The 16,711-nt window shown below is 61.2% G+C and carries 14 protein-coding genes; 3 read left to right on the top strand and 11 right to left on the bottom strand.

Annotated elements, in window-relative coordinates; translation table 11 throughout:
- Window positions 1-105 precede the first annotated feature (105 nt).
- The 11 genes from purH to gcbA all read right to left on the bottom strand — a co-directional run bounded on the left by purH (window position 106) and on the right by gcbA (window position 13,817).
- Complete coding sequence (purH, locus tag PMI34_RS01290) at window positions 106-1,713, bottom strand: bifunctional phosphoribosylaminoimidazolecarboxamide formyltransferase/IMP cyclohydrolase (protein ID WP_008053956.1); 1,608 nt, start codon at window positions 1,711-1,713, stop codon at window positions 106-108.
- Between the two features lie 82 nt (window positions 1,714-1,795).
- Window positions 1,796-2,116, bottom strand: coding sequence for a DNA-binding transcriptional regulator Fis (gene fis / locus PMI34_RS01295; RefSeq protein WP_015093301.1), 321 nt, complete (start codon window positions 2,114-2,116; stop codon window positions 1,796-1,798).
- Window positions 2,113-3,123, bottom strand: coding sequence for a tRNA dihydrouridine synthase DusB (dusB, locus tag PMI34_RS01300; protein ID WP_008016791.1), 1,011 nt, complete (start codon window positions 3,121-3,123; stop codon window positions 2,113-2,115). Before dusB ends, fis begins: the two co-directional genes overlap by 4 nt.
- Window positions 3,124-3,307: 184 nt before the next feature.
- Window positions 3,308-4,561 (bottom strand): DUF3426 domain-containing protein, encoded by a 1,254-nt coding sequence (locus PMI34_RS01305; protein WP_008053954.1) that lies wholly within the window; start codon window positions 4,559-4,561, stop codon window positions 3,308-3,310.
- 30 nt (window positions 4,562-4,591) lie between these two features.
- Entirely contained in the window at window positions 4,592-5,470 is an 879-nt protein-coding gene (gene prmA / locus PMI34_RS01310) for a 50S ribosomal protein L11 methyltransferase (RefSeq protein ID WP_008053952.1), read from the bottom strand.
- 306 nt (window positions 5,471-5,776) lie between these two features.
- Window positions 5,777-7,135: an acetyl-CoA carboxylase biotin carboxylase subunit gene (accC, locus tag PMI34_RS01315; protein ID WP_008053950.1), complete on the bottom strand. Its 1,359-nt coding sequence runs from the start codon at window positions 7,133-7,135 to the stop codon at window positions 5,777-5,779.
- A 17-nt stretch (window positions 7,136-7,152) separates the two neighbouring features.
- Window positions 7,153-7,617, bottom strand: a complete 465-nt coding sequence (gene accB / locus PMI34_RS01320; RefSeq protein WP_008053948.1) for an acetyl-CoA carboxylase biotin carboxyl carrier protein — start codon at window positions 7,615-7,617, stop codon at window positions 7,153-7,155.
- Between the two features lie 24 nt (window positions 7,618-7,641).
- The gene (gene aroQ, locus PMI34_RS01325; RefSeq protein ID WP_007971361.1) at window positions 7,642-8,097 is read right to left on the bottom strand and encodes a type II 3-dehydroquinate dehydratase; all 456 of its coding nucleotides are present in this window, start codon (window positions 8,095-8,097) and stop codon (window positions 7,642-7,644) included.
- 132 nt (window positions 8,098-8,229) lie between these two features.
- A complete protein-coding gene (locus PMI34_RS01330; RefSeq protein ID WP_008053945.1) occupies window positions 8,230-9,975 on the bottom strand; it encodes a protein-disulfide reductase DsbD in 1,746 nt (581 codons plus the stop codon).
- 172 nt (window positions 9,976-10,147) lie between these two features.
- Entirely contained in the window at window positions 10,148-11,191 is a 1,044-nt protein-coding gene (locus PMI34_RS29820; RefSeq protein ID WP_443216138.1) for a methyl-accepting chemotaxis protein, read from the bottom strand.
- A 955-nt stretch (window positions 11,192-12,146) separates the two neighbouring features.
- Window positions 12,147-13,817, bottom strand: coding sequence for a diguanylate cyclase GcbA (gcbA, locus tag PMI34_RS01340; RefSeq protein WP_008053941.1), 1,671 nt, complete (start codon window positions 13,815-13,817; stop codon window positions 12,147-12,149).
- A 486-nt stretch (window positions 13,818-14,303) separates the two neighbouring features.
- Between gcbA and PMI34_RS01345 the strand changes: the two genes are divergently transcribed.
- From PMI34_RS01345 to PMI34_RS01355, 3 genes are all read left to right on the top strand, one after another.
- On the top strand, window positions 14,304-15,371 hold the full coding sequence (locus tag PMI34_RS01345; protein WP_008053939.1) for a DUF2333 family protein: 1,068 nt from the start codon (window positions 14,304-14,306) through the stop codon (window positions 15,369-15,371).
- A gap of 3 nt (window positions 15,372-15,374) precedes the next feature.
- A complete protein-coding gene (locus PMI34_RS01350) occupies window positions 15,375-15,932 on the top strand; it encodes an NUDIX hydrolase (protein WP_008053937.1) in 558 nt (185 codons plus the stop codon).
- 330 nt (window positions 15,933-16,262) lie between these two features.
- A complete protein-coding gene (locus tag PMI34_RS01355) occupies window positions 16,263-16,634 on the top strand; it encodes a translation initiation factor Sui1 (RefSeq protein WP_008053936.1) in 372 nt (123 codons plus the stop codon).
- The last annotated feature ends 77 nt before the right edge of the window (window positions 16,635-16,711 follow it).

The raw sequence follows: 16,711 nt of genomic DNA, 5'->3' as shown, positions 1-16,711 counted from the left end.
TTATGTGGGAGCGGGTTTGCTCGCGAAAGCGGTGTTTCAGTCACATCAATATTGAATGTGCCGCCGTCTTCGCGAGCAAGCCCGCTCCCACAGTTGATCGGTGTATCAGTGACGGAAGTGGCGCATGCCGGTGAACACCATGGCGATACCGGCTTCGTCGGCAGCCGCAATCACTTCGTTGTCACGCATCGAACCGCCCGGCTGGATAACCGCCGTGATACCGGCCTTGGCCGCGTTGTCGATGCCGTCGCGGAACGGGAAGAATGCGTCGGAGGCCATGACCGCACCCTGAACCTGCAAGCCGGCATGTTCTGCCTTGATTGCAGCAATTCGCGCCGAGTTCACGCGGCTCATCTGGCCGGCGCCGACACCGATGGTCTGGCGATTCTTGGCGTAGACGATGGCGTTGGACTTCACGTACTTGGCAACTTTCCAGGCGAAGATCAGGTCATGGATTTCCTGCTCGCTCGGTGCGCGCTTGGTGACCACTTTCAGGTCGTCGGCGCCGATCATGCCGATGTCGCGGCTCTGTACCAGCAGGCCACCGTTGACGCGCTTGTAGTCCCAGGCAGCAGCGCGGTCAGCCGACCACTCGCCGCAGGCCAGCAGGCGCACGTTGGCTTTGGCAGCGACGATGGCGCGGGCCTCTTCGCTGACGCTTGGGGCAATGATCACTTCGACGAACTGACGCTCGACGATGGCCTTGGCGGTTTCGGCATCCAGTTCGCGGTTGAAGGCGATGATGCCGCCGAATGCGGATTCGGTGTCGGTGGCGTAGGCCAGGTCGTAGGCCTTGCGGATGCCGCCTTCGGCATCAGGGCTGACAGCCACGCCGCACGGGTTGGCGTGCTTGACGATCACGCAAGCCGGCTTGACGAAGCTCTTCACGCATTCCAGCGCGGCATCGGTGTCGGCCACGTTGTTGTACGACAGTTCCTTGCCTTGCAGCTGGGTCGCGGTGGCGATGCCGACTTCGGCAGGCTTGGCTTCAACATAGAACGCCGCGCTCTGGTGCGGGTTCTCGCCGTAGCGCATTTCCTGGGCCTTGATGAACTGGCTGTTGAAAGTGCGCGGGAACTCGCTGCGACCTTCTGTGCTGAGGGTATCGGCAGCCTGGTTCACGGTGCCCATGTAGTTGGCGATCATGCCGTCGTAGGCGGCGGTGTGCTCGAAGGCCTTGAGCATCAGGTCGAAACGCTGGGCGTAGGTCAGGCCACCGACTTTCAGGTTTTCCAGTACGTTGGCGTAATCGCTGGCGTTCACCACGATCGCTACGTCTTTATGGTTTTTCGCTGCCGAACGAACCATGGTCGGGCCGCCGATGTCGATGTTCTCGATGGCGGTCGGCAGGTCGCAGCCTGGCTTGTTGATGGTGGCTTCGAACGGGTACAGGTTGACTGCTACCAGGTCGATCGGCTTGATGCCGTGCTCGTTCATGATGGCGTCGTCGATACCGCGACGACCGAGGATCCCGCCGTGGATTTTCGGGTGCAGGGTCTTCACCCGGCCGTCCATCATTTCGGCAAAACCTGTGTAATCCGCGACTTCCACTGCGGCAACGCCGTTGTCCTGCAGCAGCTTGAACGTCCCGCCGGTGGAGAGGATCTCGACGCCCAGGGCTTCAAGCTCCCTGGCGAATTCGAGGATCCCGGTCTTGTCGGAAACGCTGATCAAGGCGCGGCGGATCGGCAGGCGGGTAGTCTGGTCGGTCATCTCAATTTCCATCAAAAGCAAAGGAAGTCAGCAAAAAAGGCGACCGGTTTTACGCGGGCGCCTTTCTGGTTTGATTGAATGCTTACAACAAATCGTACTGCTTGAGTTTCTTGCGCAGCGTGCCCCGGTTAAGCCCGAGCATCTCGCTGGCCTTGGTCTGGTTGCCCTTGACGTAGTTCATCACGCACTCGAGCAGGGGAGCCTCGACTTCGGAGAGCACCAGGTTGTACACATCCGTGACGGCAGCGCCCTCAAGGTGGGCGAAATAATTGTGCAGCGCCTTCTCGACACTCCCGCGAAGGGTCTGGCCTTCTTCGCTTGGCGTATTGAGGTGCTGTTTCAAATTCACGTTGTCGCTCACGGGTGTTGTTCCACTCACTAAAGTCTCGGTCATCATCGTCATGCGGCCACCCACTCTCCGTCCCCTGTCAGGCTCTTGTAACGCTCGGCGAAAAACGCCCGAACGTTGGCGCATTGTGTATCCGTACCATCCAAACGATTGAAGTGGGCGCGAAACTCCCTGGCGCCCGGCAGGGTTGCGAGATACCAGCCCACATGCTTTCGAGCAATGCGCACACCCATGACATCACCATAGAAGGCGTGCAGGGCAGCCAGATGCTCTAGCAGAATGCGTTCCACCTCGATCAGTTCCAGCGCCGGAAGTTTCTCGCCGGTACGCAGGAAATGGTCGATCTCGCGAAAAATCCATGGCCGCCCCTGGGCAGCCCGGCCAATCAACAGGCCATCGGCACCGGTCGCGTCGAGCACGTACCGGGCTTTTTCCGGCGAATCGATATCGCCATTGGCGAAGACCGGGATCGACACCGCCTGCTTGATCGCGGCAATGGTGTCGTACTCGGCTTCACCTGTGTACAGGTCGGCACGGGTGCGGCCATGCACCGCCAGCGCCGTAATGCCTGCCTGCTCGGCGATCTTCGCCACCGTCAGACCGTTCTTGTTGTCCCGGTCCCAACCGGTCCGGATCTTCAGGGTAACCGGCACATCGACCGCAGCCACGACGGCCTGCAGGATCTCGGTTACCAGGGGTTCGTCCTTCAATAGTGCGGAACCGGCAGCCTTGTTGCAGACTTTCTTTGCCGGACAGCCCATGTTGATATCAATGATCTGCGCACCCATTTCAACGTTGGCACGGGCGGCGTCCGCCAGCATCTGCGCGTCCCCACCGGCGATCTGTACCGAGCGTGGCTCGGGATCACCTTCGTGGATCATGCGCATGCGCGACTTGCGGGTGTTCCACAAACTCATGTCGCTGGTGACCATTTCCGAGACGACCAGTCCCGCGCCCAAGCGCTTGCACAGCTGACGAAAGGGCTGGTCGGTGACACCCGCCATGGGGGCGAGAATCAAGCTGTTATGTAATGTGTATGGGCCGATGCGTACCGCCGACATAGGACTTCCCTGTTGTGGGGCCGGATCATGAGAGTTCGAAAAAGGGTTGGCATGATACCCGCTCTCGATGACTGGATAAAGGCTGAATTGAACAAATTCTGAACAGTTATTCTGTTATTACCCGTGGTTTGGTTTGCCTGGAGCACTCAGAAAGCCGGGGTTAATCCGGGAGCAATGAAGCGTTTCACTCCGGAGAGTGGAAGCTCAGACTGTAGTTCACGGCCTTGGCACCTGGGTCGAGAATGTCCAGGGCGATGTGGATCGGCGTTTGCGGAGGCATCTCCGCCATGCCTTCTAGATCGCCATTGAGGTACTCGCCCGGCTTGAAGCGACGACTGGCGATCAGATGGCCATTGAGGTCGGCGAAGCGCAGTTCCAGCAACGGGAAGGGCTGGGAGAAGGGCGCACGGTTATAGATGATCGCATCGACCACCAGGGCGCCATTGAACTCGGGATGGCTGCGCACCACCAGGTTGCTGCTTTTGATTTTCGCGATGTCTACTTTGGAGGGCACGGTGCAGCCGATTTGCGGGCACAGTTGCTGGAACCACGGGCGATACTGATCCTGGCGCGCCAGTTCGTCGAAATGGTAGGCGATGTACTGGCCGGCGAGGGCGCCAGCGGCAATCAGCACCAGCAACAGCCAGAGCAGCCGTCGGCCCCAGGGCGAGCGGCGTTTTTGCCAGTCCAGTTGCAACGGGTCGTCGGTCAGGTCTTGCAGCATTTCGGCGCGCACGCCCGGTTCGCTGCGTTCGCGTCGTTTGCGCAGGGGTTCTATCGAGGGCAGGTTGTCGTCGATTTCGCTCTCGTCGGCGGCCGTCAGGCGTTCGTGGTTCAGTGGCGCATCGAGAGGGTCGTGCAATCGCAAATGGGGTGGTTGCGGTTGGTCGTCGAGATCGACCGGTTCCAGGGACAGCGAAGGTTCGGTGCGCGAGGCCTTGCTCGGTTCGACCGTCGGTTCTGGCGTTTCAAGGCTGTCGAGCGGTTCGTCGAGTAGCGCACGGTCGGCCGCCGACTCACTGAACAGGCTGTCGGACCACGGTTCCACGTCATCCTGCCCGGTGCTGTCGCGACGGGCGCTCAGCGAGTCCTCGCGATGGCGGCCAAACTCGGTGGTCGGCTGGATTTCCCGTTGTTCGAGCCGGGCGAGCTCTTCGTCGAGGTCGAGGCTGTCCAGGTCCAGTTCGGTCGCGCTCCATTGCTTTTGGCTGATGGCGCGCGGCGGTGTTGGCTCAAGGGGTTCCTCAGGCTGCACAGGCGGGATCGGCGCCACGACCGGTGCTTCCTTGCCGGCCTGCTCAAGCAACTGCCTGGCGGCATTGAACACCTGCAGGCAAGAGCCGCAACGAACCACCCCGCGAGCCACGCTCAACTGGGCATGGCTGACGCGGAAACTGGTTTGGCAATGCGGGCACTGGGTGACGAAGCTATCGGTCATGCGGCGATCCGGATTATGCAGACTTTCATTCTAGCGCCGACGGCCAGTGATGCGCACCCAGCCATCGCGATTGGCGATCGGGTCCAGATCGAAGTCCCTGGCGTAGGCGGCAGCGACTTCGTCACCCTGTTCGGCGAGAATGCCCGACAGCGCCAGGCGCCCGCCCGACTTGACCAGGCCCGACAGCTGCGGCGCCAGGGAAACCAGCGGGCCGGCGAGAATGTTGGCCACCAGCACATCGGCCTGGACCTGCGGCAAATCTTCCGGCAAATACAGCGGGAACAATTCATCAGCGATGTTATTGCGCCCGGCGTTGTCGCGGGACGCTTCCAGCGCCTGCACGTCGATGTCGGTACCCACGGCCTCCTTGGCGCCCAGCAGCAGGGCGGCAATCGCCAGAATCCCCGAGCCGCAGCCGAAGTCCAGCACGTTGCAGCCTTTCAGGTCCTGGCCGTCGAGCCATTCCAGGCACAGTGCGGTGGTCGGGTGGGTGCCGGTGCCGAACGCCAGACCCGGGTCCAGCAGCAAATTCACGGCATCCGGTTCCGGCGCGGCGTGCCAGCTCGGCACGATCCACAGGCGCTGGCCGAAACGCATTGGCTGGAATCCGTCCATCCAGCTGCGTTCCCAGTCCTGGTCTTCGATCACTTCGCTGTGGTGCTCGGGCAGCGGACTACCGGTCAACAGCTCCAGATGGGCCAATACCGGGCCTGGCTCGGTGCCGCCTTCGAACAGGGCCAGCAGGTGCGTGTGGGACCACAGCGGCGTGGTGTTGAGTTCCGGCTCGAAGATCGGCTGATCTTCGGCGTCCATGAAGGTCACCGACACGGCGCCCACTTCAAGGAAAGCGTCTTCATAGGTTTCGGCTTGTTCTGGGCTGATGGCGAGACGGACTTGCAGCCAAGGCATGGCGGGCACCTTTGAAAAATATTGATTGCAGCCTGGCGGACTGCGAGAAGGGCGCAAGTTTACGCGAGCGCGGGGCTTTTGTGGGAGTGGCTCGCTGTGATGCCGCTTGTAGCAGCTGGCGAAGCCTGCGTTCGGCTGCGCAGCAGTCGTGAATCAGATTGATGCGGTGTGTCAGGAAAGCTGTGCTCTCTGGTTTTACGACTGCTGCGCAGCCGAACGCAGGCTTCGCCAGCTGCTACAAAGGTTGTTGCAATGCGCAGTTACAACAAAGCCGCCCGAAGGCGGCTTTGTCGATGGGGTCGAAGCTTAGTGCTTCTCGCCAGCCAGCTTGTGCTCGAGGTAGTGAATGTTCACGCCCCCTTTGCAGAAGCCTTCATCGCGGGTCAGGTCGCGGTGCAGCGGGATGTTGGTCTTGATCCCGTCGACCACGATCTCGTCCAGCGCATTGCGCATGCGCGCCATGGCTTCGTCGCGGGTTGCACCGTAGGTGATCAGCTTGCCGATCAACGAGTCGTAGTTCGGCGGAACGGCATAGCCACTGTACAGGTGCGAGTCGACGCGAACGCCGTTGCCGCCTGGAGCGTGGAAATGCTTGACCGTGCCCGGGCTTGGCATGAAGGTTTTCGGGTCTTCGGCGTTGATCCGGCATTCCAGCGCGTGACCGCGGATGACCACGTCATCCTGGGTGAACGACAGCTTGTTGCCGGCGGCGATGCTGAGCATCTCCTTGACGATGTCGATGCCGGTGACCATTTCCGAAACCGGGTGCTCTACCTGGACACGAGTGTTCATCTCGATGAAGTAGAAGCGGCCGTTTTCGTACAGGAACTCGAAAGTGCCTGCGCCACGGTAGCCGATATCGATGCAAGCCTTGACGCAGCGTGCGAGTACTTCCTCACGTGCGTTTTCGTCGATACCCGGTGCCGGCGCTTCTTCAAGAACCTTCTGGTGACGACGTTGCAGCGAGCAGTCGCGGTCGCCCAGATGGATGGCCTGGCCCTGGCCATCGGAAAGTACCTGGACTTCCACGTGACGTGGGTTGGTCAGGAACTTTTCCAGATAGACCATCGGGTTGCCGAACGCCGCGCCAGCTTCGGAGCGGGTCAGTTTGGCCGAGGAAATCAGGTCTTCTTCCTTGTGCACGACGCGCATGCCGCGACCACCGCCGCCGCCAGCGGCCTTGATGATCACCGGGTAACCGACTTCGCGACCAATGCGCAGAGCGGTTTCTTCGTCTTCCGGCAGCGGGCCGTCAGAGCCCGGAACAGTCGGTACGCCGGCAGCGATCATGGCGTGCTTGGCCGATACCTTGTCGCCCATCAGGCGAATGGTTTCGGCTTTCGGGCCAATGAACGCAAAGCCGGAGTTCTCGACCTGCTCGGCGAAGTCGGCGTTTTCCGCAAGGAAGCCGTAGCCCGGGTGAATGGCGGTGGCGCCAGTCACTTCGGCCGCGGCAATGATTGCCGGAATGTGCAGGTAGGAGTGGGCGGCAGATGCCGGACCGATGCAGACGGATTCGTCTGCCAGGCCCAGGTGCATCAGTTCCTTGTCAGCCTTGGAGTAAACGGCGACGGTCTTGATGCCCATCTCTTTGCAGGCGCGCAGGATCCGCAGGGCGATCTCACCGCGGTTGGCGATCAGAACTTTTTCCAACTTCGCAGTCATCAAAGGCTCTCCGCGGTTCAAACGATGGTGAACAGCGGTTGGTCGTACTCAACCGGCTGGCCGTCTTCGACGAGGATGGATTCGATCACACCGCTGGTTTCAGCTTCGATGTGGTTCATCATCTTCATGGCTTCAACGATGCACAGGGTGTCGCCTTTCTTCACGGTCTGGCCGACTTCTACGAAGGACGGCGAGGTTGGCGAAGACTTGCGATAGAACGTACCGACCATCGGCGAACGGGCAACGGTGCCGTTCAGTGCTGGCGCGGCGGCGGCAGCAGGTGCGGCAGCGGCAACCGGAGCGGCGGCAGCGACAGGCGCGGCAGCCGGAGCATGCATTGGAGCCGGCGCGTAGTACTGCTGAGCCGGGGTCTTGCTATGACGGCTGATGCGTACGGACTCTTCGCCTTCCTTGATCTCGAGCTCGTCGATGCCGGACTCTTCCAGCAATTCGATCAGTTTCTTAACTTTACGGATATCCATGAATCATCAACTCCCAAGGGTCGGTCAGGGGCGGTTAACTTGTTGTTCAAGCTGTTCCAGGGCAGCCTCCAGGGCCAGTCGATAACCGCTGGCGCCAAGGCCGCAGATCACTCCCACCGCTACGTCGGAGAAGTAAGAGTGATGGCGGAAAGGTTCGCGTTTGTGCACGTTGGACAAATGCACTTCGATGAATGGGATGCTCACCGCCAGCAGCGCGTCACGTAATGCGACACTTGTATGTGTAAAAGCTGCTGGGTTGATCAGAATGAAGTCCACGCCTTCACTGCGGGCAGCGTGGATGCGGTCGATCAATTCGTACTCGGCGTTGCTTTGCAGGTGCAGCAAATGGTGACCGGCTTCGCGGGCGCGGCGTTCCAGGTCCTGGTTGATCTGCGCCAGCGTCGTGGCGCCGTAGGTGCCCGGTTCGCGAGTGCCGAGCAGGTTCAGGTTGGGGCCGTGCAGAACGAGTAGCGTCGCCATCGGCGGTTCCTATGTTATCTGTGAGCAATTGTCAGAACCCGGCGACTATGCCGCAAAGCCTTTGTGACTGTCCAGTTCTCTGCAATAGCCAGCACGATGACCGATGTTTGCGCGAAATATATGACTGCTTGATTAAATTTGGTCATTCGCCCTGGCAACACGTTCGGCGAAGTCCCTGGCGTTGATCTCGCCGATCACCCGCACATCGGCGCGTTCCACACCATCCTTGCCGAAAAACATCAGGGCCGGCGGGCCGAACAACTGGTAGCGATCGAGCAGGGCGCGTTGCTCGGCGTTGCTGGCGGTGATGTCGAAGCGGATCAGCCGGTAACCCTTGAGGCGCTCGACGACGACAGGGTCGTCCAGCACTTCGCGTTCAATGACTTTGCAGCTGATGCACCAGTCGGCGTACCAGTCGAGCAGCAGCGGTGTGCCGGATGAGCGTGCGTCGGCGAGTGCGCGGTCCAGATCGGCCGGTGTGCTCACGGTTTGCCAGGTGCTGGTGTTTTGCCCGGGGCCGCTGTTGGCAACGATGCGGGGCTGGCCAATCGGGTTGAACGGGTCGGTCTGGCCGCTGAAGGCGCCGTACCAGCAGGCCAGTGCATAAAACAGCAGGAACATGCCGAGCAATTGGCCCAGGCGTTTGCGCGGTGGTTTATAGACGAACTCCAGCGCCCCCATGAACAAGCCGACGCCGCCGGCCAGCAAGCCGATCAGCAGCAAAGTGACCTGGCCCGGCAAGACGCGGCTGAGCAGCGCGACGGCCAATCCGAGCAATAACACACCAATCGCATTTTTCACGTAGACCAGCCACGGACCGCTCTTCGGCAGCCAGGCTGCGCCACCGGTGGCCACCAGCAACAGCGGTGCGCCCATGCCGAGGCCGAGCATGAACAGCTTCAAGCCGCCGCCCAGCGCATCGCCACTGGCGCTGATGTACAGCAGCGCCCCGGCCAATGGCGCCGAAACGCAGGGTGAAACCAGCAAGCTGGAAACCACGCCCAACACCGCGGCGCCCAACAGTGACCCGCCTTTGGTGCGGCCGGCGATACGGTCCAGGCGACTGCTGATGGCGTGCGGCAACTTGAGTTCGAAGACGCCGAACATCGCCAGGGCAAACACGGCGAAAAACATCGCGAACGGCACCAACACCCAGGCCGACTGCAGTCGCGCCTGTAGATTGAGCTGGGCACCGAACAGGCCCATCAGTGCACCAAGCAGGGCAAAGCAGGCGGCCATCGGCAGCACATAGGCCAGTGACAGATTGAAACCGCGCCAGCCACCGACCTGACCGCGCAGCACCACGCCGGAAAGGATCGGCAGCATGGGCAGCACGCAGGGCGTGAACGTCAGGCCCAGGCCGGCGAGGAAAAACAACGCCAGTTCGCGCCAGCTCCATGGATAAACCGTCGCCGGAGCGCCGCTGCCGTCGATGCTCAGGCGCTCGGTTTCCGGCGGATAGCACAGGCCCTTGTCGGCGCACCCCTGATAGGTCACGGCCAGGGTGAAGGCGCGTTGGTCGGTGCGTGGCAACTCGACGTCGAGAATGCCGTGGTAGACCTCGACATCGCCGAAGTATTCATCGTGTTTTTTCTGACCGTCGGGCAGTTTCGCCGCGCCCAGGACGACATCGGCCGGATCGGCGCGAAATTGAAAGCGGTGACGGTAGAGGTAATAACCTTCGGTGGCGACGAAGCGCAGCTTGATCGAATGCGGTGTGCTTTCTACCAGGCTCAGCTGGAACGCTTCGCGCACCGGCAGGAAGTCGGCGCTGTTGTTGATCGAGCCCAGGGTCGAATTGGGACGATTTTCCAACAGGCCGGTGGCGCTGGCCGGCAGGGCTAACACTAAAAACAGTAGGCAGAGCAGGCGGCGCATGACGATCTCGCGTATCGGAATTGGGGGGATGATAGCGGACAGCGGCGGGGTGTGCAGGCTGGGAATCTGTGGTGATTGATCTGGCGCCTTCGCGAGCAAGCCCGCTCCCACAGGGGATTTGCGTCGTGCACAAATCAAATGTGGGAGCGGGCTTGCTCGCGAAGGCGGTCTGTCAGACGCGGAAGGCTTGAACGGCTGTATGCAGTCGCCCGCCCAACACCAGCAAATTTTCCCCCTGCTCACGGCCTTCGCCAATGCGCAGCAAGTTATCCCCGCCCAACTGGTGAATTCGCTCACTGTGGTCGCGGATCTCGCTGACAGCGCCGCTTTGCTGGGCAGTGACATCGGCGATGCGGACCGCCGTGTCGGAAATGGTCTGGATCGCGCCGACGATTTTATCCAGTGCGCCATCAGCGGCCTGGGCCTGGTTGGCCGTGGCTTCGGCGTGTTCGACCTGGGCGCGCATGCCTTCCACCGATTGCCGCGCGGCGGTTTGCAGTCCTGCGATCAGCGTCTGGATTTCTGCCGTGGCCCCGGCTGTACGTTGCGCCAGTGAGCGCACCTCTTCGGCCACCACCGCAAAACCTCGGCCCATTTCCCCGGCCCGGGCGGCCTCGATGGCGGCGTTCAAGGCCAGCAGGTTGGTCTGGTCGGCAATCGAGCGGATCACCGTCAACACGCCACCGATGGTGGCCGACTCTTCGGCCAGGTGCTCGATCATTTGCGCATTGCCTTGCACTTCACCCACCAGCGCATGCAGGCCGGCGAGGCTCAAGCCGATGACTTTTTGTCCGTGCTCCACGGCCAGACCGGCGTGGCGGCTTGCGTCGGCGGCCTGGCTGGCGTCGCCGGCGACTTGTTGAATGGTCGCTTCCAGTTCGCTGAGGGAGTCGCGGATCAGTGCCGTGTCACCGGCCTGATGCTCGGCGCCGTCATGCAGGTCGTTGCTCAGGTCCGCCAGGGTGCGGCTGCTGCCGGCCACCTGTTCGGCATTGCGGCGAATGGTCCCGACCAGGTCCACCAGGTAGGCGCGCAAGCGGTTGAGCGAAGCCTCAATGTCATGCAATTCGCGGTTGGTGTTGCCCAGTTGAATTTCGCGGCTGAAGTCGCCTTCGGCCCAGGTCGAAAGGGCCGGGGCGAGGTTGGTCAGGGTCCGGGCGAGTTTGCGCTGCAGGGTGTCGATCAGCAGTGCGATCAACAGAATCAAGCCGATCATCACGCCTTGTATCAGCCTCACTTCACTCTGGATCTGCCCGTGCTGGGCGCGCACCACCGGTTCGAGACCGGCAATGGCCTGTCGCACGTCGGCGATTTTCAGGTGGGTCGCCGCGCTGAGGTCGGCGCGCTTGCGGATTTGATCACGGGTGCGCGAGAGTTCGGCCGGGTAGCGGGTGAGCAGGCTGTTGAGCTCGCGCTTGAGGCCGACGCCGGCATCTTCGGCGACGGTTTTTTCCGTGTTCTCAAGGCCCATCATCGAGGCGAAATCATCGGTGTTCGACCCGTTGCTGGCGGTCACGCCCAATAATGGCAGGGCGTCGAGTTTCTCTGCCTGGGCACGGATGTTGGTCACTTCGCGTTCGACATCGGCAGCCAGTTCACTGCGGCCGCTGCTGACCAGTTTGTCCCGGGCCAGGGACAATTTGCCCAGGTGCTGCGATGCGGTGAGCAGCGGCGACAGGTAAGCCGCATTGCCACTGGCGTACTGGCTGAGCTGATCGAGACTGGCGCCCAGTTCGCGTTCGGCCTGCAGCAGCAGGGCCTGCGGATCGCCCGCCAGTTTGCCGGCGGCCAGCAGGTCGGTCTTGCTGAATTCTTCAAGGGTCGACAGGCTGGGGCGCAACGTCTCGGCCAGGGCCGGCGGCAATTCGCCGAGTTCTTTTTTCAGGCTGTCGATGCCTTGGGCGGCGCTGCTCAGGCGCAGTGCATCGCCGCTGCCCAGGTAATCCTCGACGCTGCGGGCGACGTCATTCTGAAACTGCTGCGACAGGCCCAGGTAGCGCTCCATTAATAGATACGGGCGCTCGAGAGCTTTCTGCGACCACCACAGCGTAGCGCCGAGGGCCACGCACACGGCCACCAGAAGGAGGGTATTAAGATTGGTCAGCAGCTTCAGGCGCATCACGGACTACCAACGGCAGAAATGGTAAGTGCCTGAAGTTATTGCGTTTCTGTTACAGGGTTATGACCGTATCGGTCGATTCCGATAAAAAAGTGGCACTTTGCTTTGACGTCCGCGCGGCCTGGACGCGATTGCGTCCGCTGTGTTTGGCGCGATACAGCGCTTCGTCCGCCTGGCTGGCCATCATCAGGCTGTCGGAGCTTTCGCAAAGCTCAACCACTCCGGCGCTGAAGGTGCACCACAGATCCTCGGGTTGTGCAGGGTAGTGAATTTCGGCAAAGCGCTGACGGATTTCATCGAGCACGTTGTAGGCCGCTTCGATATCGGTGTCCGGCATGACGATGGCGAATTCTTCGCCACCGTAGCGGCCGATGAAGTCGGATTTGCGCAGGCGTTGCTTGAGAAACAGCGCCAGGCTCTTGATCACCCGGTCGCCCATGGGGTGGCCGTGGCTGTCGTTGACCCGTTTGAAGTGGTCGATGTCGAGCATGGCAAAGCTCAGCGGCTTGTTCTCGCGGCGGGCGCGGAACGAGCAGTCTTCGAGCAATTGCAGGATGTGCGTGTGGTTGTACAGGCCGGTGAGGCTGTCGCGGACCATCCGTGCCTTGAGGTTGCGTGCCCGCGCCGCGCGGTTGCGCACGGTGGTGATCAGGTGCCGGGGCTTGATCGGTTTGGTCAGGAAGTCATCGCCACCTTCGCTCATGGCGTCGAGTTGCTTGTCCAGGTCGTCTTCGGCCGACAGGTAAATGATCGGCACGCTGACATAGCGGTCGTTATGGCGAATGACCTTGGCCAGTTCCGTACCGGTGCAGGCTGGCATGTACATGTCAAGGATGATCAGGTCCGGCTGGAAATCCGCCAGTTCGGCCATGGCCTGGATCGGCTCGATCAAGGTCCGGGTGACGATCCCGGCGCTGTTGAGCAGGCGCTCGGTGTGCAAGGCCTGGGCGCGGGAGTCGTCGATGATCAGCACTTTATAAGGCTCGTACTGGGCGACGCAGGTCAGGACTTCGATCTTCTCCAGCAGGCTCGACGCTTCGAGGGTGCCGGTGAGGAACTCCTGGCCACCGGCACGCACGGCGGCCAGGCGGGTAGGGGTGTCGGTTTCGTGCAGGCTGAAGAACAGCAGCGGCAGCTGATGATCGAGGCCTTCCTGGGCTTCGGCGGCCAGTTTCAGGCCGACGCCGGCGCCACTGAAATCCACGTCCATGACAATCGCCGCCGGCAGGCGCTCGACCATCGATGAGCGAAACGCATCTACGCTGTCCAGGGACTGGGCGCTGAGGCCGAAGAACTCCAGTTGCTTGGCCAGGCGCTCGGCTCGGTCGTGATCCTGCAGCATCAGGTAGATGGGCTTGCGCAGCGGCGGCAGGAAGGTTTGATCGAGTTGGTCGCCATGGCGCAGGCCGGTGCGTGACAGGCGCTGCATCAAGCGATTGAGGTCGGTGATCAGGCCGCTGCTCAGGCGTCCGCGATTGGCATCGACCGCCTCCAGGGACTGACCGATGTGGCGTGCCAGTTGCGTGTGTTCCGGTTGTTCGAAACGCTCGGCGAAACGCAGCAGGCGCAGATTGGCCTCGCTCAGTTCCGAAAGGTCGGCGGTGGACCACTCACTGCGTTGCAGGCGCTGCCATATCTCAAGAATCTGACGAGCCTGATGAATTACCCGCTGGGCAAAGTGGTGCTTGAGGCGCTCGCGGCTGGGGTCTTCTGGCTCGGTCATATCCTGACTACTAGTTAGGGTGAACACTGAGGTCGAGTGGTGGCTCTATGCTAGCACTGCTTTTCCATTACATGAGTGCTGTACGTCAATAATCTGCAATGTGACTTCATTCAGTTTGTGACTGAACGGTCTCATTCGAGCCTTTCTGGTCGCGCCTTGCGGGGGGCGAAGTGCTTGAATCAGGGCACTTGGCGGGCGGGGGTGGGAATGAGCGAATGACTGACAGCCGGCCATTCACGATTTTTTTGTCAGTACTGACCGGCTCGGTTTTTTGGGTTTTCGAGGGTCAGGGATTCCCTTGGCGTGGCAATCCAAACCATTAGGGGGGATTTCGATGGCTGCGGCATCGTCGGGTGCACAGGCGTTCTTTTGATCTGCAAGCCCGGTAATTTTGCGCATCGGTGCGATGGCGGGTGCCGGTCCAAGGCACGTTGTTGTATGGTTGCGGTCGAACCGTTGAACTCAAGAGCTTGAAAGGATATCGCCATGCTGGACTGGAAGAACCGCACAGACAGTGCGCCTGAACGTGCCGCTGAACCGAAGTCGGAGACCCGCAGTTACCTGGGCGGTCTGTTGTTCAGCCGGGCGCTGGCCACTCTGCTGGGCATCTACCTGTTGGTGGCGAGTGTCCTGGGCTGGTACTGGAGCCAGGAGCCGGCACTGTTCCCGGTCCAGCAAACCGCGCAACTGGCGGCCGAGAAAGAAGGCAAGCAGATGGTCGTCGGCTACACCACGGTGGAAACCCTCAAGACCGTCGCCGGCACCTTGCTGACCAAGCCGGGCGGCTATATTTCCAACGACCGGTTCCCGCCAGGCCTGTGGATGGACAACATGCCGAGCTGGGAATATGGCGTGCTGGTGCAGGTCCGCGACCTGAGCCGGGCAATGCGTAAAGACTTCGCCCGTTCGCAGTCGCAGTCCGCCGAAGACGCCGACCTGGCCAAGGCCGAGCCGCGTTTCAACTTCGACAACAAGAGCTGGGTGCTGCCATCCAGTGAGTCCGAGTACCAGGAAGGCATCAATTCCCTGAGCCGCTATCAGGCGCGCCTGTCCGATCCGAACCAGAAGAGTGCGTTGTTCTATGCCCGCGCCGACAACCTGAACAACTGGCTGGGTGACGTCGGCACCCGCCTGGGCTCGCTGTCGCAACGGCTGTCGGCCAGTGTGGGCCGGGTCAAGCTCAATACAGCATTGAAAACCGAAGTCGTGGCACCTGGTGTGGCGCCGCAGGTTGATGAAGAAATCGTCGAAACCCCATGGCTGCAGATCGACAATGTGTTCTACGAAGCTCGCGGCCAGGCCTGGGCTCTGTCGCACCTGCTACGTGCCATTGAAGTCGACTTCGCCGATGTGCTGGCCAAGAAGAACGCCACGGTCAGCGTGCGTCAGATCATTCGTGAGCTGGAAGCGTCGCAGGAGCCGGTGTGGAGCCCGATGATCCTCAACGGCAGTGGCTTCGGCGTATTAGCCAACCACTCGCTGGTCATGGCCAACTACATTTCCCGGGCCAACGCGGCAGTGATCGATTTGCGTCAATTGCTCAATCAGGGCTGAGTCATGGTTGATAACACCAGGGAGGCTGCGCACCGTGCGGCTTCCGATGCCGAACAGATCGCCTGGGTCGACGAGCAGGACAACCTGCTCGGCGCCCTGGTCCGTTCCGATTTGCGCGAGCGCGGGCTGATCGGGCGCGGCACCTACATTATGTTGTTCAACTCCGCTGGCGAGCTGTGCGTGCACCGGCGTACCCTGAGCAAGGCAATCTATCCCGGTTACTGGGACGTGGCGGCGGGGGGCATGGTGCTCGCCAGTGAAACCTACGCCGAATCGGCGGCCAGGGAACTGGAAGAGGAACTGGGAGTGAGTGGCGTGGAGCTGACCGCCCACGACCATTTTTTCTTCGAGGACACCGGCAATCGTCTGTGGTGTTCGGCGTTCTCGGCAGTGTGGGACGGCCCGTTGATCCTGCAACCGGAAGAGGTGCTCGAAGCGCGCTTTATCCCCATCGATCAGGTCATGCTGGAAATCGAGCAAAAGCCTTATTGCCCGGACTCTCTAGCCGCGTTGAAGCGCTATTTGCGCTCACGCGGGATCGACGTCGCAAAACAGCTATAAATTGGCGCCGATTGGCTCTTAGCAATCGGCGTTTTTGCCGTTACACTGCGCGACCTTTTCAAACTGAACCGGTATTGCTGGTTGTTTTTGTAGGAGCGAGCTTGCTCGCGAAAAACGCAAAGGCGACGCATGCTGCCTGATGCCGCGCATTATCGTTGACGTCCATCGCGAGCGGGCTCGCTCCTACAGAAGACGTCATCGTTCGTGAGCCATTGCGTTTCAGCAATGTTGTACCGTTTCAGTAGCGCTGCCCCTGCCTGAGTGGGGCTTCGCGGTCGATAGCCTTCCCAAGTGCTGCGACCAGTCTTTGTCCTCCGAAGAGGATTGCCGGTGGCCAAAAAAGCCGCATCCTTCGCCGCCTTGGGCGGCCTGGTATTTTCCACCGACGCAGGTCGTCATTGCCCGGAATGCAGTAAACCGGTGGACGCCTGCATCTGCAAACAGACCGTTATCCCGGCCGGCGACGGCATCGCTCGCGTGCGTCGCGAAAGCAAGGGCCGTGGCGGCAAGACGGTGACCACCATCACCGGCGTGCCGTTGGCTGAAGACGCGCTCAAGGACCTGGCCACGACGTTGAAGAAACGTTGCGGTACCGGTGGGGCGCTGAAAGACGGAGTCATCGAAATCCAGGGCGATCATGTCGAGCTACTCTTGGCAGAACTGATCAAGCTCGGTTTCAAAGCGAAGAAGTCCGGCGGCTAGCAGCCTCTGTGAAAACCACCCTCGGCTTGATCCGGTCCTGATGACATTCAGGTCCGGCATCGTCTACATGGTTTTCA

This window comes from Pseudomonas sp. GM74, from assembly GCF_000282455.1.
In the GTDB taxonomy this organism is placed as follows: domain Bacteria; phylum Pseudomonadota; class Gammaproteobacteria; order Pseudomonadales; family Pseudomonadaceae; genus Aquipseudomonas.
Note: the sequence above shows the minus strand (reverse complement) of the source record. Positions and strands in the feature narration are given on the sequence as shown.

Coding starts and splice junctions, on each gene's coding strand:
- purH (WP_008053956.1), bottom strand. CDS start 1,713: ATGACCGACCAGACTACCCGCCTGCCGATCCGCCGCGCCTTGATCAGC.
- fis (WP_015093301.1), bottom strand. CDS start 2,116: ATGACGATGATGACCGAGACTTTAGTGAGTGGAACAACACCCGTGAGC.
- dusB (WP_008016791.1), bottom strand. CDS start 3,123: ATGTCGGCGGTACGCATCGGCCCATACACATTACATAACAGCTTGATT.
- PMI34_RS01305 (WP_008053954.1), bottom strand. CDS start 4,561: ATGACCGATAGCTTCGTCACCCAGTGCCCGCATTGCCAAACCAGTTTC.
- prmA (WP_008053952.1), bottom strand. CDS start 5,470: ATGCCTTGGCTGCAAGTCCGTCTCGCCATCAGCCCAGAACAAGCCGAA.
- accC (WP_008053950.1), bottom strand. CDS start 7,135: ATGACTGCGAAGTTGGAAAAAGTTCTGATCGCCAACCGCGGTGAGATC.
- accB (WP_008053948.1), bottom strand. CDS start 7,617: ATGGATATCCGTAAAGTTAAGAAACTGATCGAATTGCTGGAAGAGTCC.
- aroQ (WP_007971361.1), bottom strand. CDS start 8,097: ATGGCGACGCTACTCGTTCTGCACGGCCCCAACCTGAACCTGCTCGGC.
- PMI34_RS01330 (WP_008053945.1), bottom strand. CDS start 9,975: ATGCGCCGCCTGCTCTGCCTACTGTTTTTAGTGTTAGCCCTGCCGGCC.
- PMI34_RS29820 (WP_443216138.1), bottom strand. CDS start 11,191: ATGATCGGCTTGATTCTGTTGATCGCACTGCTGATCGACACCCTGCAG.
- gcbA (WP_008053941.1), bottom strand. CDS start 13,817: ATGACCGAGCCAGAAGACCCCAGCCGCGAGCGCCTCAAGCACCACTTT.
- PMI34_RS01345 (WP_008053939.1), top strand. CDS start 14,304: ATGCTGGACTGGAAGAACCGCACAGACAGTGCGCCTGAACGTGCCGCT.
- PMI34_RS01350 (WP_008053937.1), top strand. CDS start 15,375: ATGGTTGATAACACCAGGGAGGCTGCGCACCGTGCGGCTTCCGATGCC.